This is a genomic window from Enterovirga sp. GCM10030262, assembly GCF_042666435.1.
Classification (GTDB): Bacteria; Pseudomonadota; Alphaproteobacteria; order Sphingomonadales; family Sphingomonadaceae; genus Allosphingosinicella.
The window spans coordinates 464,846-490,270 of sequence record NZ_JBHTDC010000002.1 but is presented as its reverse complement, the minus strand read 5'-3'; the positions used below and the strand labels follow the sequence as shown (position 1 = coordinate 490,270).

General features: G+C 68.1%; 29 protein-coding genes. 24 read left to right on the top strand and 5 right to left on the bottom strand.

Features of this window, described 5'->3' with window-relative positions; genetic code table 11:
- Positions 1-8 precede the first annotated feature (8 nt).
- Positions 9-875, bottom strand: a complete 867-nt coding sequence (locus ACFQRC_RS11595; RefSeq protein ID WP_379961359.1) for a hypothetical protein — start codon at positions 873-875, stop codon at positions 9-11.
- Positions 876-1,083: 208 nt separating this feature from the next.
- Here ACFQRC_RS11595 and ACFQRC_RS11590 point away from each other — a divergent pair, with 208 nt between their 5' ends.
- The 3 genes from ACFQRC_RS11590 to ACFQRC_RS11580 are packed head-to-tail and all read left to right on the top strand — an operon-like array spanning position 1,084 to position 3,110.
- A complete protein-coding gene (locus tag ACFQRC_RS11590) occupies positions 1,084-2,340 on the top strand; it encodes a phage portal protein (RefSeq protein ID WP_379961357.1) in 1,257 nt (418 codons plus the stop codon).
- On the top strand, positions 2,330-2,644 hold the full coding sequence (locus ACFQRC_RS11585) for a DUF6127 family protein (RefSeq protein WP_379961355.1): 315 nt from the start codon (positions 2,330-2,332) through the stop codon (positions 2,642-2,644). Before ACFQRC_RS11590 ends, ACFQRC_RS11585 begins: the two co-directional genes overlap by 11 nt.
- Before the next feature lie 46 nt (positions 2,645-2,690).
- On the top strand, positions 2,691-3,110 hold the full coding sequence (locus ACFQRC_RS11580) for an HK97 family phage prohead protease (RefSeq protein ID WP_379961353.1): 420 nt from the start codon (positions 2,691-2,693) through the stop codon (positions 3,108-3,110).
- Here ACFQRC_RS11580 and ACFQRC_RS11575 read toward each other — a convergent pair.
- On the bottom strand, positions 3,107-4,480 hold the full coding sequence (locus ACFQRC_RS11575; protein ID WP_379961351.1) for an alpha/beta hydrolase: 1,374 nt from the start codon (positions 4,478-4,480) through the stop codon (positions 3,107-3,109). The genes ACFQRC_RS11580 and ACFQRC_RS11575 overlap by 4 nt on opposite strands.
- A 95-nt stretch (positions 4,481-4,575) precedes the next feature.
- On the opposite strand from ACFQRC_RS11575, the gene ACFQRC_RS11570 reads away from it, so the two are divergent.
- The 18 genes from ACFQRC_RS11570 to ACFQRC_RS11485 all read left to right on the top strand — a co-directional run bounded on the left by ACFQRC_RS11570 (position 4,576) and on the right by ACFQRC_RS11485 (position 19,960).
- On the top strand, positions 4,576-5,700 hold the full coding sequence (locus ACFQRC_RS11570) for a phage major capsid protein (protein ID WP_379961349.1): 1,125 nt from the start codon (positions 4,576-4,578) through the stop codon (positions 5,698-5,700).
- Positions 5,701-5,830: 130 nt separating this feature from the next.
- Positions 5,831-6,097, top strand: coding sequence for a hypothetical protein (locus ACFQRC_RS11565; RefSeq protein ID WP_379961347.1), 267 nt, complete (start codon positions 5,831-5,833; stop codon positions 6,095-6,097).
- Positions 6,097-6,837 carry a hypothetical protein gene (locus tag ACFQRC_RS11560; protein WP_379961345.1) on the top strand — a complete coding sequence of 247 codons (741 nt, stop codon included), beginning with the start codon at positions 6,097-6,099 and terminating at the stop codon, positions 6,835-6,837. The genes ACFQRC_RS11565 and ACFQRC_RS11560 overlap by 1 nt, the downstream gene beginning before the upstream one ends.
- An 87-nt stretch (positions 6,838-6,924) precedes the next feature.
- Entirely contained in the window at positions 6,925-7,464 is a 540-nt protein-coding gene (locus tag ACFQRC_RS11555) for a hypothetical protein (RefSeq protein WP_379961343.1), read from the top strand.
- A gap of 13 nt (positions 7,465-7,477) precedes the next feature.
- A complete protein-coding gene (locus ACFQRC_RS11550) occupies positions 7,478-7,690 on the top strand; it encodes a hypothetical protein (protein WP_379961341.1) in 213 nt (70 codons plus the stop codon).
- Positions 7,687-8,067, top strand: a complete 381-nt coding sequence (locus ACFQRC_RS11545) for a DUF3168 domain-containing protein (RefSeq protein WP_379961339.1) — start codon at positions 7,687-7,689, stop codon at positions 8,065-8,067. The genes ACFQRC_RS11550 and ACFQRC_RS11545 overlap by 4 nt, the downstream gene beginning before the upstream one ends.
- Before the next feature lie 53 nt (positions 8,068-8,120).
- Positions 8,121-8,528, top strand: a complete 408-nt coding sequence (locus ACFQRC_RS11540; protein ID WP_379961337.1) for a phage tail tube protein — start codon at positions 8,121-8,123, stop codon at positions 8,526-8,528.
- Positions 8,525-8,839, top strand: coding sequence for a gene transfer agent family protein (locus tag ACFQRC_RS11535; protein ID WP_379961335.1), 315 nt, complete (start codon positions 8,525-8,527; stop codon positions 8,837-8,839). The genes ACFQRC_RS11540 and ACFQRC_RS11535 overlap by 4 nt, the downstream gene beginning before the upstream one ends.
- Entirely contained in the window at positions 8,836-9,030 is a 195-nt protein-coding gene (locus ACFQRC_RS11530; protein ID WP_379961333.1) for a phage tail assembly chaperone, read from the top strand. Before ACFQRC_RS11535 ends, ACFQRC_RS11530 begins: the two co-directional genes overlap by 4 nt.
- Positions 9,031-9,102: 72 nt before the next feature.
- Entirely contained in the window at positions 9,103-9,675 is a 573-nt protein-coding gene (locus ACFQRC_RS11525; protein WP_379961331.1) for a hypothetical protein, read from the top strand.
- 473 nt (positions 9,676-10,148) lie between these two features.
- On the top strand, positions 10,149-12,440 hold the full coding sequence (locus ACFQRC_RS11520) for a DUF2460 domain-containing protein (protein ID WP_379961329.1): 2,292 nt from the start codon (positions 10,149-10,151) through the stop codon (positions 12,438-12,440).
- Positions 12,437-13,255, top strand: coding sequence for a DUF2163 domain-containing protein (locus tag ACFQRC_RS11515; RefSeq protein ID WP_379961327.1), 819 nt, complete (start codon positions 12,437-12,439; stop codon positions 13,253-13,255). Before ACFQRC_RS11520 ends, ACFQRC_RS11515 begins: the two co-directional genes overlap by 4 nt.
- A gap of 10 nt (positions 13,256-13,265) precedes the next feature.
- A complete protein-coding gene (locus tag ACFQRC_RS11510; protein ID WP_379961325.1) occupies positions 13,266-13,664 on the top strand; it encodes a hypothetical protein in 399 nt (132 codons plus the stop codon).
- A 1-nt stretch (position 13,665) separates the two neighbouring features.
- Positions 13,666-15,855 carry a phage tail protein gene (locus ACFQRC_RS11505; RefSeq protein ID WP_379961323.1) on the top strand — a complete coding sequence of 730 codons (2,190 nt, stop codon included), beginning with the start codon at positions 13,666-13,668 and terminating at the stop codon, positions 15,853-15,855.
- 80 nt (positions 15,856-15,935) lie between these two features.
- Positions 15,936-16,430 carry a DUF2793 domain-containing protein gene (locus ACFQRC_RS11500; protein ID WP_379961321.1) on the top strand — a complete coding sequence of 165 codons (495 nt, stop codon included), beginning with the start codon at positions 15,936-15,938 and terminating at the stop codon, positions 16,428-16,430.
- Between the two features lie 203 nt (positions 16,431-16,633).
- The gene (locus tag ACFQRC_RS11495) at positions 16,634-17,743 is read left to right on the top strand and encodes an OmpA family protein (RefSeq protein WP_379961319.1); all 1,110 of its coding nucleotides are present in this window, start codon (positions 16,634-16,636) and stop codon (positions 17,741-17,743) included.
- A 297-nt stretch (positions 17,744-18,040) separates the two neighbouring features.
- A complete protein-coding gene (locus ACFQRC_RS11490; protein WP_379961317.1) occupies positions 18,041-19,354 on the top strand; it encodes a UDP-glucose dehydrogenase family protein in 1,314 nt (437 codons plus the stop codon).
- A gap of 162 nt (positions 19,355-19,516) precedes the next feature.
- Positions 19,517-19,960: a superoxide dismutase family protein gene (locus ACFQRC_RS11485; RefSeq protein WP_379961315.1), complete on the top strand. Its 444-nt coding sequence runs from the start codon at positions 19,517-19,519 to the stop codon at positions 19,958-19,960.
- Here ACFQRC_RS11485 and ACFQRC_RS11480 read toward each other — a convergent pair.
- Positions 19,953-21,587, bottom strand: coding sequence for a spinster family MFS transporter (locus tag ACFQRC_RS11480; protein WP_379961313.1), 1,635 nt, complete (start codon positions 21,585-21,587; stop codon positions 19,953-19,955). The genes ACFQRC_RS11485 and ACFQRC_RS11480 overlap by 8 nt on opposite strands.
- Positions 21,588-21,661: 74 nt before the next feature.
- Here ACFQRC_RS11480 and ACFQRC_RS11475 point away from each other — a divergent pair, with 74 nt between their 5' ends.
- Both ACFQRC_RS11475 and ACFQRC_RS11470 read left to right on the top strand, forming a co-directional pair.
- Positions 21,662-22,126, top strand: coding sequence for a low molecular weight protein-tyrosine-phosphatase (locus tag ACFQRC_RS11475; protein WP_379961311.1), 465 nt, complete (start codon positions 21,662-21,664; stop codon positions 22,124-22,126).
- Positions 22,123-22,950 carry a fructosamine kinase family protein gene (locus ACFQRC_RS11470; RefSeq protein WP_379961309.1) on the top strand — a complete coding sequence of 276 codons (828 nt, stop codon included), beginning with the start codon at positions 22,123-22,125 and terminating at the stop codon, positions 22,948-22,950. The genes ACFQRC_RS11475 and ACFQRC_RS11470 overlap by 4 nt, the downstream gene beginning before the upstream one ends.
- Here the strand turns inward: ACFQRC_RS11470 and thpR are convergent.
- On the bottom strand, positions 22,917-23,492 hold the full coding sequence (gene thpR, locus ACFQRC_RS11465) for an RNA 2',3'-cyclic phosphodiesterase (protein WP_379961307.1): 576 nt from the start codon (positions 23,490-23,492) through the stop codon (positions 22,917-22,919). The two genes, ACFQRC_RS11470 and thpR, sit on opposite strands and share 34 nt — an antisense overlap.
- 134 nt (positions 23,493-23,626) lie before the next feature.
- Between thpR and ACFQRC_RS11460 the strand changes: the two genes are divergently transcribed.
- Positions 23,627-24,373 (top strand): Bax inhibitor-1 family protein, encoded by a 747-nt coding sequence (locus ACFQRC_RS11460; RefSeq protein WP_379961305.1) that lies wholly within the window; start codon positions 23,627-23,629, stop codon positions 24,371-24,373.
- A gap of 56 nt (positions 24,374-24,429) precedes the next feature.
- Here ACFQRC_RS11460 and ACFQRC_RS11455 read toward each other — a convergent pair whose 3' ends face one another.
- Entirely contained in the window at positions 24,430-25,413 is a 984-nt protein-coding gene (locus ACFQRC_RS11455) for a YihY/virulence factor BrkB family protein (protein ID WP_379961303.1), read from the bottom strand.
- Positions 25,414-25,425: the final 12 nt, after the last annotated feature.

Genomic DNA, 25,425 nt, shown 5'->3' with positions numbered 1-25,425 from the left:
AGACGGTGTCAGCGGCCCGCGTCACGCCGGCCGAGGCCGGGGAGAAAGGTGAAGAGGGCGACAATGAGAAAGAAGAACCCGGTCACGGCGCCCGCGACCAGGAGGAGGAGCGGAAGCATGCCGACGAAGCTCGTCGCGTCGATCGTCCAGTCGCGGCTCTCGGCCATCACCCAGCCGCCGGCCAAGGCGGCGAGGCTGAGCAGGAGGGCTGTGACGATGCCCTTGGGCGTGTGCAGCGGATTGCTGAGCGCGGCGGCGGACGCGCGGCGGACAAGCGGCTCGAACCAGGCATAGGCCCGGCGCGCCTCTGCCCGGGCATGAGCGGGGATGGGGACGCGCACCGCTGTATGGCTGACGCTGGTGCCGCGGCCGCGCGGATAAGTGAGCAGGAATTCGAGGCAATCGGCGCCACCCGCCCCGTCGAGCCAGTTGATCCGGCGCAGGTCCGGCACACCGCGCGGGCGCAGGACATGATAGGAATGATCGATGAGAAGCGACGTCTCGCCGACGATCACGTCGATGCCTTCGGGAGGCGTCGCCTTGCGGATCCACAGCTCGCCGAGCAGATAGTGGGGATTGGTCATGCCGCGCCGCTGGTCGAAGCCGCGGAAGCGGTCCCAATCGGCGGCGCCGACATGCCAGCGGGCGATGACGCCGCGGCCGGCGAGGAGTTTGGCGACGCCGCGCGCGTGGAACAATGCGATGACCAGATAGAAAGCGGCGAACAGGAAGAGCGTGCCGCCGATCGCGACCGCGGAGGCGGAGAGCCAGTCCTCGCCGCCCATCTCGAGACGGCGCGCGCCGAACCAGAGCAGCGGGCCCCCCATGGCCATGGCGACGACGCTGTAGCCGGCCTTGCGGATCGGATGGCGCATTCGAACCCCTCCGGGGATGACCGCCACGCTTTAGCAGAATGCGGCGGAAGTCGCGACAAAGCGATAAACTATCCAATCAGGTAAATATCTGTTGACAGCGTAACGCTGATATGGCACAATTCATCAGGCTGGGGAATTGCGAGTCGTTCCCGAGTCGGGAGTGAGAGCGGGCGGATGACCGCCGCGCCCAATCAAGCGGAGCAGAAGCATGAAATGGTTCGGGCGGAAGGCCGCGCGGGTTGCCGCTCGGCCTTTTTTGGTGCGCGGGTGGTCGGGGGTGGCTCCGGGGGAGCCGTGGCCGCGATCCTATGAGGCGCGGGTGCGCGAGGCCTTCTTGAGCAATCCGGTGGCGCAACGGGCGGTGAAGCTGGTCGCGGAAGGGGTCGCCGGGGCGGCGGTTTATGCGGTGGAGCGTTCCCCGGTGGAAGCCGGGGTCCAGCTACGGCGCCAGTCTGGACCCCGGCGTCCGGGCACCCATCAAAGTACTACGTTGATGGGAAACCCTTCGCCGGGGAACCAAATGTCGGTGTCCTTGCTCACTGTGTCGCTTCTCGAAACGGTGGCGGCGCAGCTGCTGCTGCATGGCAATGCGTTCGTGCAGATACTGCTCGACGCCGAGGGGGAGCCGGCGGAATTGTTTCCGCTTCGGCCCGAGCGGGTGGCGGTGGAGGCGGATGCGGCGGGGTGGCCGGTCGCCTATGCGTACAAGGCCGGCGAGGCGAAGGCGCGGCTCGCCGCCCGGGACGGGCTGGGGCGGCCTTCATTGGTGCATCTGAAGGCGCTGCATCCGCTGGACGACCATTATGGCCTCGGCTGCCTGGGCGCGGCCGCCGGGGCGGTGGCGATCCACAATGTGGCGACGAAGTGGAACAAGGCGCTGCTCGACAATGCGGCGCGGCCTTCGGGAGCCCTTTTGTTCGACGCGGGTGACGGCGGGGCGCTGTCGCGCGAGCAGCATGACCGGCTGCGCGACGAGATGGAGGCGGGGTTCCAGGGCGCGGCCAATGCCGGGAGGCCGATGCTGCTGGAAGGCGGCCTCAAATGGCAGGCGATGAGCCTGACGCCGGCCGACATGGATTTCGTCGAACTGAAGGCGGCGGCGGCGCGCGAGATCGCTTTGGCCTTCGGAGTGCCGCCGATGCTGCTCGGGCTGCCGGGCGACGCCACCTACGCCAATTACCGCGAGGCCAACCGAGCCTTGTGGCGCCTGACCATCCTGCCGATGGCGGAGAAGATATTGGCCGGGCTTTCGGGCGCGCTGGCGGCGTGGTGGCCGGGGCTGAAGCTGGCGCTCGACATCGACCAGGTGACGGCGCTGGCCGAGGATCGCGAGCGGCTGTGGGCGCAGGTGAGCGCGGCGGATTTCCTGAGCGCGGAAGAGAAGAGGGACATGCTGGGATTCGGGCCGGCGGCCTCTCTCTCAAGGGGAGAGGGGATTTTTGGAGATCATCGAAATGACCAATGAAAATGCCGCCATGCTGGCGCGGCTGATGAGGCAGGCGGAGGCGGCGGGGGTGGACCTCGTCACCCTGCGGGCGCTGGTCGAGGAAGCGAGCCAGGCGGGAGCGGAACGGGCGCTGGGCGCGATCGGGCTGAACGAGCCGGGGGCGCGGCGGGACATGGACGAGCTGAGGGAGCTCTTGCAGGCCTGGCGGGACGCCAAGGCCTCGGCGTGGAAGGCGGCGGTGGGATGGGTGGCGCGGTTCGGACTGGCGGCCTTGCTGGTCGGGATGGCGGTCAAATTGGGCTTCGCGGAGATGCTGGCATGATTGGACAGGCCCTCCCCCGACCCCTCCCGAGAGCGGGAGGGGAGATATGAGGTTCGCGGGCTATGCGGCGGTGTTCGGGCATCCCGACCGGGGCGGCGACGTGGTGCGGGGCGGGGCGTTCGCGCGGTCGCTAAAGCGCGGAACCGGGGCGGTGCCGCTGCTGTGGCAGCACGAGGCCGGGAGGCCGATCGGGCGGGTCGAATATCTCCGTGAGGACAGGCGCGGCCTCAGGGTGATCGGCCGGCTGTCGGCCGGCGCGGCGGGGCGGGAGGCGGCGGCGCTGCTGAAGGAAGGCGCGGTGTCGGGGCTGAGCTTCGGATACCGGGTCCGCGCGGCGAAAGGCCCTTCTACGGGCTCAGGACAGACGGACGGCCTGCGGGAGCTGACCGAGCTGGAGCTGATCGAGGTGAGCCTGGTGACCCTGCCGATGCAGCCGAGGGCGCGGGTGCATATGGTGGCGGGCTAGCGATCTTCGGTGGCGAACGGCGGAGCCTTCATTTCGGCGAGGCAGGCGGCGTCGAGCGCGGCCGCGTCGGCGGTGTCGTAGAAGCGGAGGATGACGGGATCGAAGCAGGTATCGGCGCCGGAGAGGCCGCCGAGGATGTGACCGCCCTGGGGGATGACGATGTGGCGGGCATGGGGCATGCGGCGCGCGGCCTGGTCGGCCCAATCGGGCGGCGTGACCGGATCGAGGCGGCCGGAGACGAAAAGCACGGCGGCATCGGTTTCGACCGGCGCGAGGTGATCGGGAGCGACTTCAGCCCTGGGCCAGAGCGCGCAGGCTTCGCGCTGACGGCGGAGGCGATAGTCGCCGAAGCGGGTGGCGCGGGCGGCCGCGGCGGCGTCGTAATCGAGGAGGGCGAGGCCTTCGGCGCAGGTGACCGAAAGGAACATGCCGTCGGACAAGAGCGATGGGCCTTGCGGACGTGTCGCGGCGTAGAAAGGTTCGAGGTCGCCCTGCGCGGCGCGGTGGAGGATCCAGGGGACGCGCCGCGCGCCCAACGGCGCGTACATGAGCGAGCGGAGCTTTTCCATGAAGATGGCGGGGGACGGCGCTCCGGCGACGGAGGCGAGGCCGGCCACGGCGCGGTCGAGATCGGTGGCGGGAGAGGGGAAGGCGGCGCGGCATGCCGGATCGGCGGCGCAATCCTCGAAGAGGAGATCGAGCGCCCGTTCGCCGGCGGGCGCGTGGTGGCGTGGCGGCATCGCATCGGCCGGCGCCGTCCCCATCAGCACGGCGGCGCGCACCCGGCCCGGATGGGTCGCCAGGTAGCGCAAGGCGACGGTTGTTCCGTAGGAGAGCGCGAAAATGTCGATGCGGTCGTGGCCCAATGCGGCGCGGACGGCGTCGAGATCGGCGACGGCCTCGCGGGTGCCATATCGGGTGAGGTCGGCGCCGGCGGCGAGCGCCGCGCGGCATACGGCGACGGCGGCGGGCGGGAGCATCTCGCGATAGGCGTCTTCGGAAGCCGAGAGACCGGGACAGTTTAGCGGGCTGGATGCGCCGGTGCCGCGCTGATCGACGAGGACAACCGCGCGCCGGGCGCGGTAGGCGCCGCCCGCGGTGAGATAGAATTCGGCATTCTTGGTGGCGGGAAGGCCGGGGCCTCCGTCGATGTCGAACAAGGGCGGCAGATCGGGCGTGGTCGCGGCCGCCGGCAGGATCATGATGTTGAGATCGATCGCGCGGCCGGCGGACGCGGCGCGGTCTTCGGGAACGCGGACGGTGCCGCAGCGCGCGAGGCCCGCGAGGCGAGCGTCGGCGCAGGGTCTTTCGGAGAAGGCGGGCGTGGAGGCCGCCGCGACGGTGGCGGCGAGCAGGGTCAGCAAGCTCATCGTGGAAAGCCCCCCTTTCGCGACGGAGAGTAAGCCAGCGGGGCGACCGTGTCCAATATCGAAAAGCAATATTGAGGTTCAACGGGAGAGAGCGAATGCACGACGTGAAGATGGATGCGCTGGAGGAATCGTTCGAGGCGATCGAGCGGCAGGACGAGGATGTCGCCGAGCTGCGCGAGGAGCTGGGGCGGATGAAGGCGCGGATGGACGCGCAGGCGGTGGCGGGCGCGCGGCCGGCGCTGAGCGGGGCGAAGGCGGAAGGGTCCGCGTTCGTCGAAAGCTATCTGCGCAAGGGGCTGGAGAGCGGCGTCGAGCTGAAGGCGCTGTCGGGCGCGTCCGACGCGGCCGGCGGCTATGCCGTGCCGGAGGAGATCGACGCGGCGATCGAGCGGACCCTGACGGCGATCTCGCCGATCCGCGCGATCGCCAATGTGGTGAAGGTCGGCAGCGCCGGCTATCGCAAGCTGGTGACGAGCGGGGGCACGCCCTCGGGCTGGGTGTCGGAGGTGGCGGCGCGGCCCGAGACGGACACGCCGGTCTTCACCGAGATCGCGCCGCCGTTCGGCGAGCTCTACGCCAATCCGGCGGCGAGCCAGGCGATGCTCGACGACGCCGCGTTCGATGTCGAGGCGTGGCTGGCCAGCGAGATCGCCACCGAATTCGCGCGGGAGGAAGGGGCCGCGTTCGTGGGCGGATCGGGAGTCAACCGGCCCAAGGGCTTCCTGCAGGCGCCGGTCTCGGGAGCGCTCGACGGGGTGCGGCCGCTTGGCACCTTGCAGTTCGTCAATTCGGGCGCGGCGGGGGCCTTCGCGGCGGCCAATCCCCAGGATCGGCTGATCGATCTCGTCCAGGCGCTGCGGCCGCCCTACCGCCAGGGCGCGGTGTTCGTGATGAATTCGTCGACCGCGGCGGGCATCCGCAAGTTCAAGACGGCGGACGGGGCGTTCCTGTGGCAGCCGGGGCTGGTCTCCGGACAGCCGGACACGTTGCTCGGCTATCCGGTCGTGGAGGCGGAGGACATGCCGGACGTGGCGGTGGATTCGCTGTCGATAGCGTTCGGCAATTTCAAGGCCGGCTATCTGATCGCCGAGCGGGCGGAGACGCAGATCCTGCGCGACCCCTATACCCACAAGCCGTTCGTCCATTTCTACGCGACCAAGCGCGTCGGCGGGCAGGTGGTGAATTCGGAAGCGATAAAGCTGATGCGGTTCGCGGCCTAAGGGAAGCATCCCCTCACCCTCCCATTGCCAAGGCAATGAGCCCCTCCCTCTCCCGCAATGGGAGAGGGCTCTGTGCGCCGCTTCGGTTTCCCCTGCCGGAGCGGCGCAACTTTTTTCGAGGAGACCGAGAATGGCCGACCAGTTTGAAAATTTGTCCGACCATGTCAGCGCGCCGGCGAGGCGGGCGGTGGCGGTGGGCCCGCATGACGTGAACCCGCTGCCGGACATTCCCAAGGCCCTGTTCGTCGGCACCGGCGGCGACATCGCGATGCGCGGGATCGACGGCGACGCGGACGTCCTGTTCAGGAACGTGCCGGCGGGATCGGTGCTGCCCTTCCGCGCCCGCTTTGTCCGCGCGACCGGAACCAATGCGGCGAACATCCTGGCGCTCTACTGATGAGCGCGCTGGGCATCGACCTGGCGCTGCGGCGGCGGGGCGGAGCGTTCGATCCGCTATCGCTGTTTCCGGGCGGGACGGCGGGAGCCTATTACGACGCGCGGCCGGGCCTCGTCTTCCAGGACAGCGCGGGAATGGTGGCGGCGGGCGAAGGCGATCCGGTGGGATTGCTCCTCGACCGGTCGGGCAACGGCCATCATGCCGGGCAGATTGTCGCCGCGGCGCGGCCGATATTGCGGCGGAGCGCCAGCGGGAAATTCTATCTCGAATTCGACGGGATCGACGACTTCCTGAGAGCCGCCGCGCCGCTATTGCCCCAACCCTGGGAGCGGATATCGGCCCTGCGCCAGATCACCTGGGGAGCCAATCGCCACGTTTTGGGGGGCGGCACGAGCAATGCAGGGGTGCTTCAGCAATTCGGGGCGTCGGCGAACCTTCGGCTGTTCAGCGGCGCCGGTTCCACGACCGCCAATCTGGCGCCGGTCCTGGGCGCCGACGAGGTGATTTCCGAGCGCCACGACGGCCCGAACAGCGGCATCGCCGTCAATGAGGGCGCGATGGTGCTCGCGGATTACGGTTCGCTGGCCGGGGCCGGGATCACGATCGGCGCGTCGAGCTCCGGCGCGTCGTTCAGCAACATTCGGCTCTACGGGCTGCTGATGCGGGGCGGGCCGCTGCCGGCGGATGCGCGGGCCAATGTCCGATCGTGGATGGCCGCGCGGGCGGGAATCGCCGTTTAGGGCGGCTCGCCCGACATCATCGAAGGAGGCCGATATGGCTGAGACGAAATATCCGCCGCGCATTCGCGCCGGAGCGGGAGGGCGGTCATGCTGAACGCGGACCCGATCGTGCTGCCGGCGGCGGCGAGCGACGAGGCGAAGGCGTATCTGCGCATCGCCGGCGCCGAGGAGGACGCGCTGGTGGCGCGGCTGGCGACCGTCGCGGCGGAGCTGTGCGAGCATTTCACCGGCCAGGCACTGCTGGCGCGGGGACATGAGGAGACCATGCCCGCCGGCGGCGCGTGGCGGCGGCTGGCGGCGACGCCGGTGCGGGCGATCGCCGGAGTGGAGGCGCTGCCGGCCGACGGCCCGGCGGCGGCGCTGCCGGTGGAGGCCTATGCGGTCGATATCGATGCGAATGGCGACGGCTGGGTGCGGATCACTCGGGCGATGGACGCCTCGCGCGTGCGGGTGAGCTACGAGGCCGGGCTGGCGGCGGACTGGCCCTCGGTGCCGGAGGCGCTGCGGCAGGGCATCACGCGGCTGACGGCGCACCTCTTCGCCCACCGCGACGCGGCCGAGGGTCGCGGACCGCCGGCGGCGGTCAGCGCGCTGTGGCGGCCGTGGCGGCGGATGCGGATTGGATGAAGGGAGCGAGAAGATGTTCGAGCGATTGTCCAAGCGCGTGGAGCATGAAGCGCGGGAGCGGTCGGAGGCGCGCACGACCGAGTTGGCTGAGCGGATGCGCGCGAGCCTACCCGGAGGAATCGACGCCGAGGCGGTGGCCGGCGGCGTCGCGCTGAGCGGGCGCGGGATCGCGCGGCGGTTCGCCCTCGATCCGGCGCTGCGCTGGCTGGCCGCGGGGCCGAGATGAACGCGGGAGAGCGGCTGCGGGAAGCGGCGATGGCGGCGCTGGCGAGCCTGGAAGGGCTTGGCGTTTACGACGGCGCACCGATCCAGGCCTCGCCGCCTTATGCGGTGGTGGACGCGGGCCTGGAGAGCGACTGGAGCCACAAGAGCGGCGAGGGCCGGGAGGTCCGGCTCGCGGTCACCCTGTTCGACAAGGGCGAGCGGCCGATCCGGCTACGGCTGCTGGCCGGCGCGGCGCGGGAGGCGCTGGCCGGCATCGCCGGGGACGTCGGCGGCTGGCGGGTGGTGACGATGTTCTATCTGCGCAGCCGGACGGTGCGCGAGCGCCAAGGCGGGTGGGCGGCCGTCATCGAATTCAGGGCGCGGATGCTGGCCGAATAGACGGGAGCGTCGCGGTGGCGACGGCAATGGCTTGAACATGAGGAGGAATGGATATGAGCGCGGAAAAAGGGAGCGCCTTTCTGCTGAAGATCGGGGACGGGGCGGAGCCGCCGGTCTTCTCGACCGTGGCGGGCATGCGGACGACGCAGATGTCGGTGAACGGCGAGGCGGTCAACGTCACGTCGAAGGATTCGGGCGGGTGGCGCGAGTTGCTTTCGGGCGCGGGCGTTCGCTCCGTCTCGGTTTCGGCGAGCGGCATCTTCACGGGATCGGCGGCCGAAACACGGGTGAAGGCTAACGCGCTTTCCGGACTCGTCGACGATTACGAGCTGAGCTTCGAGAGCGGCGAGCGGATGCGGGGCGGCTTTCTCGTGACGCGGCTCGACTATAGCGGCGACTATAATGGCGAGCGCAATTACGCCTTGAGCCTGGAGAGCAGCGGGCCGGTGGTGGCTCTGTGACTTCGGTCGCGAACCCGGCTCGCGGCGAGGCCGCGATCGAGGTGGGCGGAGAGGCGCTGGTGCTGAGGCCGAGCTTCGAGGCGCTGGTCGCGGCGGAGGAGGAATTGGGGCCGCTCTTCGCGCTCATCGAACGGGCGGCGGAGGGCGGACTGGGGTTGAGCGAGATGGCGGCCCTCATCTGGCATTGCATGCGCGACCGGCCGGACTGGTGCACGCGGGAGCGGATCGGCGCGGCCATCGCGGAGGCTGGGCTGGCGAAGGCGACGCCGGTGCTGAAGACGCTGCTGACACAGATATTGCAGGGAAAGTGAGCGCCACCTTCGCCGGCGCGGCGCTACGCCTGGCGGGCCTGTCGGGTGCCCTGTTGGGATGGCGACCGGACGAGTTCTGGCGGGCGACGCCGACGGAACTGGCGGCGGTGCTGGGGGCGCTGGCGCCGGAGGAGGAGCTTTGCGCTTCGGCGGATGATCTGGCGCGGCTCCAGGAGATGTTTCCGGATTGAGGATACGGGCGGGGGACCCCTCCACCACTCGCCGGTGGCGAGCGGTCCCCCTCCCCGTCCCGGGGAGGATTTATGGACGAGGAAATCGAGCGGCTGGTGGTGAGCGTCAGGGCGGATACGTCCGGGTTCGCGCGGGACGTGGCGGCGATGCGGGCGGAGCTGGAAGGGCCGCTCGCGGCGGGGATCGACCGGGCTGGACGGGCGCTGGAAAGCGCGTTGCTGCGCGCGGTCAGGACGGGCAAGTTCGGGTTCGAGGATCTGAAAAAGGTGGCGCTGTCGGCGATGGCCGAGATCGCGGCGGCGGCGATCCGGGGCGGGATCGGGCAGGCGGCCGGCGGCGGAAGCGGCTCCGGGCTGGTGGCGCTGGGCTCGCAATTGCTGATGGCTTTGTTCGGCGCGCCGGGTCGGGCGACCGGCGGGCCTGTGGCGCCGGGGCGGGCCTATATGGTCGGCGAGCGCGGGCCGGAGCTGTTTGTGCCGACGGCGAGTGGGCGGGTGGAGACGGGGCGCGGCGGCGGCGGGCGCGACATCCGCATGAGCATCACGATCAACGCGCCGGCGGGAACGGAGCCGCGGGCGCTGGCCGCATCGAGCCGGCAGGTGGCGCGGGCGGTCAAGCAGGCGCTGATGCGGGTGGAGGATTGAATGTAGAGAATCAAAGCCGCCGGTCGTCAGCTATCCGTCCGTCCCTACTGCCCTCTCACTCAAGACGTGAATGTGGAGTGCCACGGTGGTTCCGATCAGGACAGCTGTAGTCGACCAGCATCAGCCTCGCGATCTCTACCTTGAGACTGGCTTCTCCATCCCAGAAATAGAAGGAAGCGAGCGTGAGGGCGGAGAAAACAAGAATGCCCCGATAAGAGCGCCTGATCTGCTTACTCATTATCCTGAGAGTCTGCTCAGACCCCCACGCCTGATAGCCGGCGAGAATGCCGATCGCGAGCGCGGGGAGCGCGATGGTTAGCGCGCTCTCGGCCAACAGCCAGAGAAGCAAATGGCCGCCGACCAAGGCAGGTAAACATGGATCCTGCTTCTTCTCGTCGCGGCACCCATGGTCGCGAGCGCTAAAGTGCCTTTCTTGCTTTCAGATTAAACCGTCGTCTTGGAAAGGGTGCGCAATGGCACATTGGCTGGCGCCCTCGGGCGCGGCGAAGCAGCTCGGCCATATCAAGCGGTTCGACGCGCGGTTCTGGTCGGTGAATTTTCCTCGGCCAATGATGGCTTCCGTGGTGACGACGGGGCCGCATTCGCTGCGGGTGGACGCCGTCTTCTACAAGGCGAGCGACCTGGCGGGGTTGATCTGGGAGGCGGAGGATCGGTTCGATCATCCGCTCTTGGCCTATGAGACGAGCCGGGATTTTCGTGGGTGCAGCTTGCGCTTCCGGTGGCGGAGTGGGGGGCTCAGGGGGCTGGACGCGGTCGACGGGCCGACCCTGACGATCGAGGGAAGGGACGAGGCGGGGACGCCGCGCAGCTGGTATGTGCGGCTGTGGAATTATGCTGAGGGCACGCCGGAGGATGCGGTCGTCAACCTCGACTTCGCGGAGATGGAAGGCGGGTTCCTGTTTCCGCATGAGGGGGAGGCGGTGTGGGCGGGCGACATCGACCGGATGTTCGTCAGCCTGGTGCCGCCGGGATATACGAAAGTGGACGAGCCGCTGGCGGGGCCGGCGGAGGGGTGGGTCGAATTGACCGACATCGCCTGCGACGGACCTGGGTCCGTGCTGGCGATCGGCGAGACCCTGGTGCCCGAGCATCGGCTGCGGATGGCGAGCGGTTATGACGACAGCCACCATCTGACTCCGGCGCGGCTTTTGAGGAACGTGCTGCATCTCGGTTATCGTCAGGTCATCAACCATTATGTCGGGATGAGCCATTATTTCCGGCTCGAGGCGAATAGCGGCGGCTTCTATGTGAGCCTGGCGGGAAGCGCGCTCAACGTGGCGTGCTCGGCCTGGCATCGCGATTTCGTGGCGCGGGCCAAGGCGCTCGGGTTCGAGATCATCCTGTCGCTCTCCTACGAATTGTTCGACGAGCATTGCTGGGGCGACTGGAAGCAGAGGGCCGAGGACGGGTCGCCGGCGCTGACCGGATGGGTGCCGCCTTCGGCTCTGCTGTCGCCGGCCCAAGCGGGTGCGATGGGGTATTTGCAGGCGGTGGGGCGGGCCTTCGCCGCCATCGTGCGGGATGCGGGGGCCGCCGTCCGGTTCCAGGTCGGCGAGCCCTGGTGGTGGGTCATGGGGGACGGCCGCATCTGCCTCTACGACGCGGCGGCGGTGGCGGCGTTCGCGCCGGTGTCGATCGCCGACGTGCGGACGCCGCTGGATGCGGCCCAGATCGCGACACTGGACGCGGCGGGGGCGGCGCTGGCGAGTTCGACGGCGGCTCTGGTCGCGGCGGTGAAAGACGAGGCGCCGGGGGCCGAGGCTTTGCTGCTCGTCTATCTGCCGACGGTGCTCGAAGGGGCGGAGGTGAGGCGGGCGAACGTGCCCATTGGATGGGCAACGCCGGCGTTCGATGTCTTGCAGCTCGAAGATTATGACTGGGTGACCGCCGGCAATGGCGGGGCGACCGCGCGGGGCGTGGCGGAGACGACGGCCCGGCTCGGCTATCCGGTGGACGGGCAGCATTATTTCGCCGGGTTCGTGCTGAGCCCGGAAGACAGGCATCAATGGAGGCGGATCGCGGCGGCGGCGGAAGCGGGGTTTCGTCGCGGGACGGCGGAAGTTTTCGTCTGGGCGCTGCCGCAGGTGCTGCGCGACGGGTTCACCTGGTTTGGAGAAGGAGAGGGGGCGGTGGAGGCTTTCGAGGATGTGCGCTTTCCGATCGGCATCGGGCGGGAGGCGAGCGTGGAGCCGGCTTTCTCGACCGCGGTGGTGACGACCGCGAGCGGGGCCGAGCAGAGGAACAGCGACTGGGCCGACGCGCGGATGCGGTTCGACGCGGGTCCCGGTGTGCGGGGCGAGGCCGAGCTGCAGGCGCTGATCGCCTTCTTCCGGGCGCGAAGAGGCGCGGCGGTGGGATTCCGGTTCGAGGATCCGTACGACAACAGCTCCAGCGGCATGACCGGGGAGCCGGGGGCGGAGGACCAGCCGATCGGGGTGGGCGACGGGATCGCGACCGAGTTCCCGCTGGTGAAACATTATGAGGAACAGGTGCGGCGGATCACCCGGCCGGTGGCGGGAAGCGTGCTCGTGTCGGTGGACGGGGCGGAGCGGGTGGCCGGCTGGGTCCTGGCGTCCAGAGGCGTGGTGGGGTTCGACGAGGCGCCGGCGGCGGGCGCGGTGGTCCGCGCGGGGTTTCGGTTCGATGTGCCGGTGCGGTTCGAGGAGGACCGGCTGAACATCGGACGGACGACCTTCCAGGCCGGCGAGGCGGCGAGCGTGAAGCTGGTGGAGATACGCGAATGAGCGCTTTCATTCAGCCCGACCTCACCACCATCGCCTTTTGCTGGCGGGTGGAGCGGCCCGACGGCGTGGCGCTGGGGTTCACGACGCACGATCGCGACCTGACCATTGGAGACCTTGCCTATCGCGCGGCGCCGGGAATGCTGCCGTCGGCGATCACGCTGTCGGACGGGTTCGACGCCGGCACGCTCGATGTCTCCGGGGCGCTGACCAGCGACGCGATCAGCGAGGCGGATCTCGAGGCCGGGCGCTGGGACGGGGCGACGGTGGCGATCTTCATGGCCGATTGGGACGATCCCGATGGCGAGCAACTGCTCCTGGCGCGCGGGCAGCTCGGCGACGTGAGCATCGAGGGGCACGGATTCTCGGCGGAGCTTCGCGGGCCGACGGCTCGGCTCGACTGGCCGGTGGTGGAACAGACCTCGCCGGAATGCCGGGCGGCGCTGGGCGACAAGAGGTGCCGGGTCGACATGGCGGGGCGGACGCGCGTGACGCGGATCGCGGCCGTGGTGGACGAGGATGTGGTCGAGGTGGCGAGCGTGGCGGCGACGGCCAACGTTTACGCTTATGGGCGGCTGCGCTGGATGACGGGGGCGAATAGCGGCCTCGAAAGCGCGGTGCTGGTGTCGTCCGGTGTGCGGATGACGCTGCGCGAGCCACCGCCGTTCGCGCCCGAAGCCGGTGACCTCGTCGAGATCGCGCAAGGCTGCGACAAACGGCTCGCGACCTGTTCGGAGCGGTTCGGCAACGCCGTGAACTTTCGGGGCGAGCCGCATCTGCCGGGTCTCGATCTGCTGACCAGATATCCGGGCGCTTAGGAGACATTCGATGATGGACGGCAAGGAAGTGGCCGCGCGGGCGCGGTCGCTGGTCGGCGTGCGTTTTCGTCCGCAGGGGCGCGACCCCGAACACGGCCTCGACTGCGTCGGGACGGCGGCGGCGGCAGCCGGAGTGGCGGGGGAGCGCATCCGAAGCGACTATGCGATGCGCGGCCAGCATCTGGCGGAGATCGAGCATGGACTCCGCAGCATCGGCCTGCATTGTGTCGCGGACAACGAAATCGGGGCGGGTGACATAATCGTGGTCGAGACCGGGGCGGCCCAGATCCACGTGGCGGTCATCACGGACCACGGATTCGTCCATGCCGATGCCCGGCTGCGGCGAGTCGTGGAGCGGCCCCTGCCGGTGCCGTGGCCGATCGTCGGCATCTGGCGGGCGGCGCGCTAGCATGGCCACGCTCATCCTGACCGCCGTCGGCAACGCTGTCGGCGGTCCGATCGGAGGCGCGATCGGGGCGATCATCGGCCAGCAGGTCGATGCCCGGATATTCGCGCCCAAGGCGCGGCAAGGGCCGCGGCTGGGCGATCTCGGCATCCAGACCTCATCCTATGGTTCGGCCATCCCCAGGATATACGGACGGATGCGCGTGGCCGGGACAATCATCTGGTCCACCGACCTCAAGGAGGACCGGACCACCAGCGGCGGCGGAAAGGGCCAGCCGAAGACGACGCAATATAGCTATTCGGCATCCTTCGCGGTCGTGCTTTCCGGGCGCCCGATCCGGAACGTCGGGAGGATATGGGCGGACGGCAAGCTGCTTCGAGGCGCGGGAGGGGATTTCAAGAGCGAAACCGGCTTCAGGCTGTATCACGGGACGGAGGAACAGGCGGCCGATCCGCTCATCGCCGCGACGGAAGGAGCGGACCAGGCGCCGGCCTTCCGGGGCCTTGCTTATGCGATGTTCGAGGATTTCCAGCTCGCCGATTACGGCAACCGCATCCCGTCGCTCACCTTCGAAGTGGAGGCGGATACCGGGCCGGTGACGATCGGCGCCATCGCGGAGGATGTCAGCGGGGGCGCCGTGATTGGAGGTCCGACCCCATCGCTCGGCGGTTATGCGGCGAGCGGCGACAGCGTTCGGTCGGCGATCGAGACGCTCGCGGAGGTCGTGCCGCTTTCGATCCGCGACGATGGCGTGTCGCTGATCGTCGCGGATGGGCATGAACCGCCGGTGACGGTCGGCGCCGCGGAAGAGGGAGCGCGGGGGCCGAGCGGCGGCGGCGGCGAAAGCGAATTCGCGCGTCGCGCCGCCAGCGGCATCGCCGACGAAGTGACCGTCGCTTATTATGACGTGGCGCGGGACTATCAGACGGGATTGCAGCGAGCGACCGGGGGCGGACCGCCCGCCAGGACGGAGCGGCTGGCGCTGCCGGCGGCGCTGGGCGCGGGCGCGGCCAAGGCGATCGCGGAGCGGCGGCTGGCGGCCCTGCGCGCGGCCGGGGCGACGGCCAGGATGCACCTCAGCTGGCGCCGCGCGACTATTCGCCCGGGCGCACAGCTGAGGATCGCCGATCGAGTCGGATTGTGGAAGGTGGCCCGCTGGACCCTCGACCGGATGGTGGTGAGCCTGGAACTGGTCCGCGTGCAGGCCGGGCCGATTCCCGACCACGCCGAGGCGAGCGCCGGCCGGCCGATCGGCCATCCCGACCTGTTGCATGGGCCGACGATTCTTCATTTGCTCGATCTGCCGCTGACCGGGGATCGACCCGCGAACCGGCCGCATATGCTGGTCGCCGCGGCGGGCGCGGAAGCGGGATGGCGGCGCGCGGCGCTGCTCACCAGCTATGACGGTGGCTCCAGCTGGCAGGAAGCGGGAGCGACGGTCGCGCCCGCCACCATGGGAGCGGCGGTCAGCGCGCTGGCGCCCGGCGGCGCGGCGCTCATCGATGCGGCGGGTGTCGTGGAAGTCCAATTGCTCAATGAGGACATGTGGCTGGAGGGGCGGAGCGACGACGCGCTGGTCGGTGGGGCGAACCTCGCCTTGCTCGGCGACGAATTGATCCAGTTCGGCGACGCCTTGCCGCTCGGGGGCGGACGGTTTCGGCTGTCGCGGCTGCTGCGCGGGCGGATGGGAACCGAATGGGCGTCCACCGGCCATTTTGTCGGCGAGCCGTTCGTGCGGATCGAGCGGCACGAACTCGCCGCGATCGAGCCGCCCCTTGCGATGCTTGGTGGCGAGGTGCGGCTGATTGCGACGGGGCTCGGGGACGACGTGCCCGCGACCGCCAGCCGATTGCTCACGGGCGAGGCGGCGCGGCCGCCGTCGCCGGCGCATTTCAGGGCGGAATGGCTGGCAAACGGAGACTTGGCGCTCGCCTGGGTGCGGCGAAGCCGCGACGGTTGGGCCTGGCTCGACGGGAGCGATGCTCCGCTGGTCGAGGAAAACGAAGCCTACAAACTAATTCTTTCGAGCGGGAGCTTCGAGCGTGTGGTGACGGTCACCCAGCCCGGATTCGTCTATTCGGCGGCCGCGCAGACCGAGGACGGCGCGGCATGGCCGATCACCGCGAGCGTGTCGCAGCTCGGCACCATGGCCCCGTCGCGCGCAGCCGAGATCCTCGTTCCGCCGCAGTCATGATCGCGGCCGCCCAAGAACAAGCCTGAACTCAACCTCCCTTCGCGGGCGCAAAAGGGATTGTTTTTCTGGGAGAATTTAAAATGCACAATACGGCGCGTTTTCAACTTCCCTTCATCCTACCCGGCCAGGCGCAGAAGGAACTCTACCACAACGAATCCCTGTCCCTGATCGACGCCGCGCTGCATCCGGCTGTCGAGGAAGGCCCGCTGGCCGCGCCGCCGCCCACGCCGGGAATCGGCCAAAGCTGGATCGTCGCCGGCGGCGCGACCGGCGACTGGGCCGGCAAGGAGCAAAGGCTCGCGGTCTGGACCGAGGGCGGATGGAGGTTTGTCGCGCCGCCGCCGGGAATGCTGGCCTGGAACAAGCAGGACAATCAGTGGCATCACTGGAACGGAAACGGCTGGAGCGACGGAGAATTGGTCGCGTCGGGCTTGATGATCGGCGGCGAGCAGGTCGTCGGCGAGCGCCAGCCGCCCGTGCCAAGTCCTTATGGAGGAACGGTAATCGACGAAGAAGCGAGGTCCGCCATCGACGCCATCATTGCGACTTTAATGTCACATGGTCTGATCGATTGACTTTTTTTGTTCCTGTAGTGAAACCGATGCCGTAGAGCGTCGTTTCAGGCCAAGTCTGGCGAGAGGTCTCGGGGTATGTTAGCCATAAACTGAGGCATTTCGGCAACATTATCGGGGATAAGCGTGCTTGCACGGAAACTCCGGTTACCGTATTGAGTTCAAGGTCGTTCCCGTTGGAACGCGAAAAGAAAGGGGAAAGATTTATGCGGAAGCTCGCCATAGTTGTGGCGCTGTCATCCACTGTGCTCGCGACTCCGGCACTTGCGCGCGATGGCGCCTGGTATGTCGGCGGCGAATTCGGTGCGATGATCGTCGAAGACATCGATATCGATATCGGAGCCACCCAGGACGCCGTTCAGGTCGATCACACCTACGGGTATGACGGCGCTTTGTTCGCAGGCTATGATCTCGGTGGTTTCCGGATCGAAGCGGAAGTCAGCTACAAGAAGGCTCAGCTTGAGGGCCTCGAGAGCGTAATCGACCTCCCGCACGTTCCCGGCACGCCGGCGCCCTTCGGTGTTTACACCTTCGCGGGCGGCAGCAGCAATGCCCTGAGCTTCATGGTCAACGGCATGGCCGATTTCGGCGAGGATGACGGCCTCAACGGCTTCATCGGCGCAGGTATCGGTATCGCTCGCGTGAAGGCGGACAATTACCGCGTTTACGACAACAGCGCGCCGTTCCTCGACGACAGCGATTCGCGTCTCGCCTGGCAGGTCATCGCCGGCGTCCGCGCTCCGCTGACCGACAGCATCGACGTTCAGCTGAAGTATCGCTTCTTCAACGTCGACGACCTCCATATGGTGGCCTTCAACGGCGCCGAGACGGAAATGCGGTTCCGCTCGCACAGCTTGCTGGGCGGCATCATCTTCAACTTCGGGGCTGCTCCGCCGCCCCCGCCGCCGCCGCCGCCGCCTCCGCCGCCTCCTCCGCCTCCGCCGCCGCCGCCTCCGCCGCCGCCGGAAGTGGTCGGTCCCTTCATCGTGTTCTTCGATTGGGACAAGGACGAGATCACGCCGCAGGCCGCCGCGATCCTCGACAATGCCGCCGCTGCTTACCAGAGCACCGGTCAGGCGACGGTCGTGCTCGCCGGTCACGCGGACAAATCGGGTCCGGCGGACTACAACGTGGGTCTCTCGCAGCGTCGTGCCGACGCCGTCAGGTCCTACCTTGCGGGCCGCGGTGTTCCGGACGGTGTCATGACCACCGAAGCGTTCGGCGAGAGCCGTCCGCTGGTCGAGACCGCCGATGGTGTCCGCGAGCCGCAGAACCGGCGCGTGGAAATCACCTTCGGTCCGGGTTCGGGCATGTAATCCAGCTCTCCCCGCCTCGGCGGGGAGAGATTGGATGGTGAAAAGAGGGAGCTGGTCCGCGAGGGCCGGCTCCTTTTTTTGTTTTCGTAAATGAGGATGGAGTTGCTCGCCGCCGAGGTACCCGGTGCGGGAGCTCGCGCCTGGATGCGCGTCGACCCTTCCGCGCGCGCGTATCGCGCGGGCCATTCTTCACTTGGCCGCGGTGCGCCGACCGCCGGATCCGCGCTCCTTTAATCCTATGCCCTCCCGCCAAGCTTTGTTAAGCGGGCGCGACCTTCATCCGTTCAGGGAATTTCGATGCGCATCGCGATGGTCGGGACCGGCTATGTCGGGCTGGTTTCCGGAGCCTGCTTTTCCGACTTCGGGCACCATGTGAGCTGCGTCGACAAGGACGAAGCGAAGATCGCGGCGCTGGAGCGCGGCGTCATGCCGATCTTCGAGCCGGGACTTGCTCAGCTCGTCGAGCGCAACGTGGCGGGCGGGCGGCTTTCCTTCACAACCGATCTCGCTTTGGCGGTGGGCGGGGCGGAGGCGGTGTTCATCGCGGTCGGCACCCCGTCGCGGCGCGGCGACGGCCATGCCGACCTGAGCCACGTCTTCGCCGCGACCGAGGAAATCGCCAGAGCTTTGCGCGGGCCGGCGGTGGTGGTGACCAAATCCACGGTCCCGGTCGGCACGGGGGACGAGGTGGAGCGGATCATCCGCGAAACCGCGCCCGATGCGACCGCCTGGATCGTGTCCAATCCGGAGTTCCTGCGCGAAGGCGCGGCGATCGAGGATTTCAAGCGCCCCGACAGGATCGTCGTCGGGACCGATGACGAACGCGCGGCCGAGTTGATGCGGGAAATCTACCGTCCCCTCTATCTCAACAAGGCGCCGCTGATGATCACCGGCCGCAGGACCGCGGAGCTGATCAAATATGCAGCCAACGCCTTCCTCGCCACCAAGATCACCTTCATCAACGAGATCGCCGATCTGTGCGAAATCGTCGGCGCGGACGTGCAGGATGTTTCACGGGGCATCGGTCTCGACAATCGCATCGGGCCGAAATTCCTTCACGCCGGCCCCGGCTATGGCGGCTCCTGCTTTCCCAAGGACACGGTCGCTTTGCTGAAGACGGCCGAGGATCATCAGTCGCCGCTGCGCATCGTGGAATCGGTGGTCAAGGTGAACGACCTTCGGAAAAGGGCGATGGGCCGGAAGGTCATCCAGGCGCTGGGCGGGGATGCACGGGGCAAGACGGTCGCGCTGCTCGGCCTCACGTTCAAACCCAATACGGACGACATGCGCGACGCTCCGTCGATCGCGATCGTCCAGGCGTTGCAGGATGCCGGCGCCAGGGTGCGCGGCTACGATCCGGAAGGGGTCGAGCAGGCGCGGCCGCTGATGCCCGAGGTCGAGTTCGCGCCCGATCCCTACAAAGCGGCGGAGGGCGCGGACGCGGTCGTGCTGGTGACCGAATGGGATGTGCTCCGGGCGCTGGACCTGAAGCGGCTCGCCGCTATCATGGCCCAGTCGGTCTTCATCGACCTTCGCAACATCTACCCGGCCGAGGAGATGGAGAATGCCGGCTTTCGCTGGCATGGCGTGGGGCGGACGCCATCGGCCTGACCGGAAAGGCAATCGAAACCGTATCGCTTGCGACTCGTTCATCAGGCGACACAGGAGGACTGCGAAATGAAATCGGCTCTATTTTCGATGGGTATCGCGCTCGGGCTCGCGGGCTGCGCGGGAGGCGCCTACGGGACCGATGCGGATAACGGAGCGCCCGTAATGGCGAGCGCGACCGCAGATCTGCGCGATGCGTCCGGCCGCGCGATGGGCACGGCCACCGCTACCCAGGCGGGCGATGCCATCCGGATACGGGTCGACGGAATGAACCTGCCCGCGGGCGCGCACGGCGCCCATGTCCACATGACCGGCCAATGCACGGCGCCCGGCTTCGAGAGCGCAGGCGGCCACTGGAATCCGACCGGCGCCGACCATGGGAAGGACAATCCGGCCGGCATGCACAAGGGCGATCTGCCCAACATCCTGATCGGGACCAACGGCGGCGGCACGCTCGAATACAGCATTCCGGACGCCGGCGTTTCGGGCAGCGGCGCGATGCTGGACGCGGACGGCGCGGCGATGGTGATCCATGCGGGGCCGGACGATTACCGCACCGACCCTTCGGGAAACAGCGGCGCGCGCATCGCCTGCGGGGTTTTCAGATAATCGGCTGGATCGGCTCGCCAGCTTCGCGGGCGCGCTCGACCTTGGTCGCCTCGAGCTCGGCCATTTTGCGGCCCGCCAGCCATAAGGCGACCAAGGTGAACGGCGGGACGATGTAGAGCGAGAAGATGCCGGCGCTCAGATCCTGCGCGACGTCGGCCATCTTGCCGGCATAATAGGGGCCGAGCGCGAGGCCTACCATCGTCGTGCCCAGGATGTAGGTCGCGCCGGCGGTGGCGCGCATCCGCGGCAGGACGAGATCCTGAAGGGTCGCGACCGCCGCCCCCACCCAAGCGGCGCCGAGCAGGTGGGCGAAAGGGAACAGCCAGTAGAAGAGCGACAGGTTCTCGGTCGTGAACATGATCGCGATCAGCGGGATCGGGAGGATCACGGAAAGCATGTTGACGAAAATGCGCCCGCGCGGATCGCTGCGACGCCAGATGTCCGAGGCAATGCCGCCCAGGATGACGCCGGCGGCGGCCGAAAGCGCCGCGCCCCAGCCGATGATGGTCGCGATCTCCTCGGCGCCGGTCATGCCGGCGATGAGCAGGCCGGGCCCGGTCGGGTCCGGGTAGAAGGTCCGCATCACATAAGGCGGCGTCCAGAAGCTCACCGCATAGACGACGAAGGAAATGCTGCCGAAGGCGAGGGCGAGCGTGACCACGACCGGCGAGCCCCAGATGAGACGATAGGTCGGCGGATCGCGGTGCTTCAGCGACTGGACCCAGGAGAAAACGGCATAGACGCCGAGGCCGTAGGCGGACCATTGCGCCGGATCGCCGGTGAGCGCGATCAGAGCCAAGGCGGCCAAGATCACGGCCGCGAGGACGATAAGATTGACGCGCAGCGCGCCGGGTATCCGGGCGACGCTGAACAAGGTGAGCGGCGGCAGGATCGCGGCGAGCTCTCGGCCGAACGCGGCCCAGGCGTTGGGCCGGACGATCGGCTGAGGGAGGCCGTCCGACGCGCCGCGTTGCGGCTCCTTGAGCGACAGCATCCACAAAGCGAGCAGCAGACCGGGAATGCCGACCGCGAGGAAGGCGGCCTGCCAGCCGGCGAGGCCGAGCGGCGCCTCGGCGGCCACCGGATAGGCCATGTTCCAGCGGCTCAGCACGAAGCCGCCGATCGGCAGGCTGAGGCCGCCGCCAAGGTAAAGGCCGCTCGAATAAATGGAGAGCGCGGTGGCGCGGCGCTCGTTGGGGAAATAGTCGGAGATCATCGAGTAAGCGGCGGGCGATGCGCTTGCCTCGCCGATGCCGACGCCGATACGCGCGACGGCGAGCATCCCGAAGCTGTTCGCGAAGCCGGAAAGGGCCGTCATCGACGACCATAAAGCGAGGCCGATCGCCATCAGCCGGCCCCGGTACCAGCTGTCGGCGAGCCGTCCGAGCGGTATCCCGAACAAGGCGTAGAAGACGGCGAAAGCGGTGCCGTAGAGGAATCCGATCTGCGCGTCCTCGAGGCCGAGATCGGCCTTGATGTCCTCGGCGAGGATGGAGAGGATCTGCCGATCGATGAAATTGAGCATGTAGACGATGACGAGAACGCCGAGCGCGTACCAGGCATAGGCGCCGACCCGGTAAGGCTGGGGTTCGGCGCCCGTGCCCGCGCCGCGTTCCTCCGCCGCCATGCCCTGCCTCCCGATTGAATCGCCCTTGTGACAGGGCTAGCAGAGGAAGGCGCTTTGGCAACAAGGTTTACCTTATGGGAAAGTCGGTGCTGTTCGTGTGCCTCGGCAATATCTGCCGCTCGCCCCTCGCCGAGGCGGCGCTGCGCGGCGAGGCGGAGCGGCTGGGGTTGGAGGTCGAGGTGGATTCGGCTGGGACCGGGGACTGGCATATCGGCCATGCTCCTGATCCGCGCGCGGCGGCGGTGGCCAGGAGGAACGGCGTCGATATCTCCGGCTTGCGTGCGCGGCAGGTAGGCCCGCAGGACTTCCATCGCTTCGATCACATCGTCGCGCTCGATGCCCAGAACCTCGCCGACCTGGAGGCGATGCGGCCCGCCGGCGCGAAGGCGGAATTGTCGCTGCTCCTCGACCATGTCGAAGGCCGCGAAGGGCAGGCGGTCGCCGATCCTTATTATGGCGAGGAAGAGCATTTCGACGCCGCCTGGGCGGACGTGATGGAGGGTGCGAAAGGCCTCGCGCGCAAGATCGCGGGGCGATGACCTCTTTCGCCCGCAAGGTCGCGAACCTTCTCGGGGTCGCCGAGGATCGGCTGGAGCGGCTGGCGGGCGGGGACTTGTCGGAGGTGTTGCTGCTTCGACGCCCCGACGGACGTTGCACGGTGGCCAAGGGAGGCGCGGGCATCGGCACCGAAGCGGCGATGCTTCGGTCCCTGGCTGGCGCGGGCGCCCCGGTGCCGATGGTCGAGGGCGAGCATGACGGCGTATTGCTGCTCGAACATGTCGAGAATGATGAATTGTTCAGCCCGCTCGCCTGGGCCGATATCGGAGCGGCGCTGCGGCGGCTGCACGAGCGGAGGGGTGAGACGTATGGCTGGCCCGTGGATCACCGGCTCGGCACGGTCGAGCTCGACAATCGTCAGCGGAGCGACTGGCCGGGCTTCTGGGCGGAGCAGCGGCTGGTGGCGACCGCGAGCATATTGGACCGGCCCTGGCGCGAGCGCGTCGAGGCGGTGGCGCGGCGGATGGCGGAGCTGGTTCCACCAGACCCTCCACCTGCCTTCCTCCATGGCGACCTGTGGAGCGGCAACATCCTCGTCGCCGGCGGCAAACTCGCCGCGCTGATCGATCCCGCTTGCTATTACGGCCATGGCGAAGTGGACCTCGCGATGCTGACCCTGTTCGGGTCGCCGCCGCCCGAATTTTGGGAAGCCTATGGGCCGCTGGAGCCGGGCTGGGAGGAACGGCGCCCGATCTATCAGCTCTTTCCCGCATTGGTGCACCTGCGGCTGTTCGGCGCGGGCTATGCGGCTATGGTGGAACGGCTGCTGGATCAGTCGAGCCGGAATCTCTCGACCACCGAATAGATCGCGCCCTCCGGTGTCAGCTGGCTTTCGTAGAGCGAGAAGCCGTCGACGACAAAAAGCGGGCTGGTGACGCCGCCGGCTTCCTCCAGCAGGCCCGCCACGGGTCCCGAAGAGCGGTTGAGGCGCGCCAGCGTGATGTGCGGCAGATAGGCGCGTTCGTCCGGTCCGATGCCGGCGCGGCCGAGCGCCTGGTCGATCTTCTTGTGGAGCGCCTTCAGCGGCTCATGCGGCGCGACGCCGGCCCACAAAGCGTGCGGCTGCCCGCGACGCTCAAACCCGCCGATGCCGCTCAGCGCCACTTCGAAGCGCGGATGATGGATCGCGCCGAGGGCGGCATGGACGTCCTCGGCCAGGTGGCGGTCGACTTCGCCGATGAAGCGCAAGGTGAGGTGGAGCTGGTCGTCGCACTGCCAGCGCGCGCCGCGAACGCCGCCCATCAGCGCGAGAAGCTGATCGCGAATCGCGCGCGGCGGCCGGATCGCTACGAACAGGCGGTGCATGCCCACCAATGTAACCCGGCGAAAGTCGGGGTCCAGCGTCAATCGCCGGACTGGGCCCCCGCCTTCGCCGGGGTGACGCGCCGGCGAGCCCCTCCGGTTTTCCTTGAATGCGAGAGCGATTCACACGATATTGCTGGGCAACGGCGAGGATTTCGCCGTCAAAGGAGAAGTTTGAAATGGCAAACGGGTTTGACCCGCGGGCGACAGCATCGCCGCAACCGACCGCCCGGACGACGGGCGTCGGCCGCGACACGGCGGCCTTCGACGCGGGCCTTCGGTCCTATATGCTCTCGGTTTACAATTACATGGCCTCGGGCGTGCTGCTCACCGGCATCGTCGCTTTGCTGTTCGCGAACAGCGGCTATGCGGCCGCCATCCTCGGCGGGCCGGGCATTCTCAAATATGTCATCATGTTCTCGCCGCTGGCGTTCGTGATGGTGCTGAGCTTCGGCATCAACCGGCTGTCGACCGGAACCGCGCAACTGCTGTTCTGGCTGTTCGCGACCGTGATGGGCCTGTCGATGGCGTCGATCTTCCTAGTCTTCACCGGAGAATCGATCGCGATGACCTTCTTCGCGACAGCGGCGGGCTTCGCGGGCCTCAGCCTGTGGGGCTACACGACGAAGAAGGATCTGTCGGGCTTCGGCACGTTCCTGATCATGGGCGTCGTCGGCCTGCTGGTGGCGATGATCATCAACCTGTTCGTCCAGTCGACTGCCATGCAGCTCGCGATCAGCTTCATCGGCGTGCTGCTGTTCGCGGGGCTCACCGCATATGATACACAGCGTATCAAGAGCCTCTATTTCCATGTCGCCGGAACGGATATGATGGGCAAGACCGTCATCATGGGCGCGCTGTCGCTCTATCTGGATTTCGTCAACATGTTCACCTTCCTCCTCAACTTCATGGGCAGCCGCGAATAGGCACGGTCCTGGAATTGGGAAGGGGAGAAGGCCCGGCGGAAACGCCGGGCCTTTTTCTATTCGGTCAGGTCCAACTCGATCCTGGGGATCTCACCGGTCTCGTCGGCCGATGCGGCGTGGCGCCGGCCGGCTGGGCGGGAAGCGCCGACGGTGGTGTCCTCGCTGGTCTGGCGCTCGATCTCGGCATTGAGCTTGGCGCCGAGCAGCAGGATGAAGGCGGAGAGGTAGATCCACAATTGCAGCACGACCACGGCGGCGAGCGAGCCGTAGCTGATGTCGTAGCGGCCGAAGCGGGCGATGTAGAATCCGAAGGCGAAGGTGGCGAGCAGCCACAGGATCGTGGCGGCAAGAGCGCCGGGGAAAATCCACGCCCAGCGCGCGTGGCGGCGCGAGGGAGCGTAGCGGTAGAGCAGGGCGCTGCCGCCGCTTATTCCCAAAGCTATCAGCAGCCAGAAAGCCAGTGTCGTTATGCCCCATTCGAGGCTCGCGCTCTCCGGCAGCATCTCTCCCACATAGCCGAAGATAGCGATGGCGGTGAGCGCCAGCAGCATCAAAGCGGCGCTGCCCAGCGCCAGCAACATGGGAATGCCCCAGCGCCGGGCGAAGCGCTGCACGTCGCCTTCGCCGTAGATGGCGTTGAGCGCGGCGGTGATCGACCGCGCGCTGCGCGCGCCGCCATAGAGCGTGAGCAACAGCGCGAGGAATAAGGCCAGGCCGCTGCCGCGATGATCGGTGATGACCTCAACCACCCGCCGCGCGACGAGCTCCTGCGCCGCTTCGGGGATGATCGACACCAGCTTGCCCACATCCCGGACGACCTCCACGGGTTCCCTCGCGAAGCCGTAGATCATCGCCGTCGAGGCGATAAGCGGGAGCAAGGCGAGAAAAGCGTAGAAGGCAATTCCAGCCGCCAGCACGTTGAGATTGTCGGCCTTGGCGCTGCGCCAGACGCGGATCAGGATGTCGCGCCACCCGATAAGCGGGATGGCGAGCGGGGAATCGGCGTGGCGGCCGCGATCGCCGAAGCCCCTGCTGACCATCAGGGCCAGCCA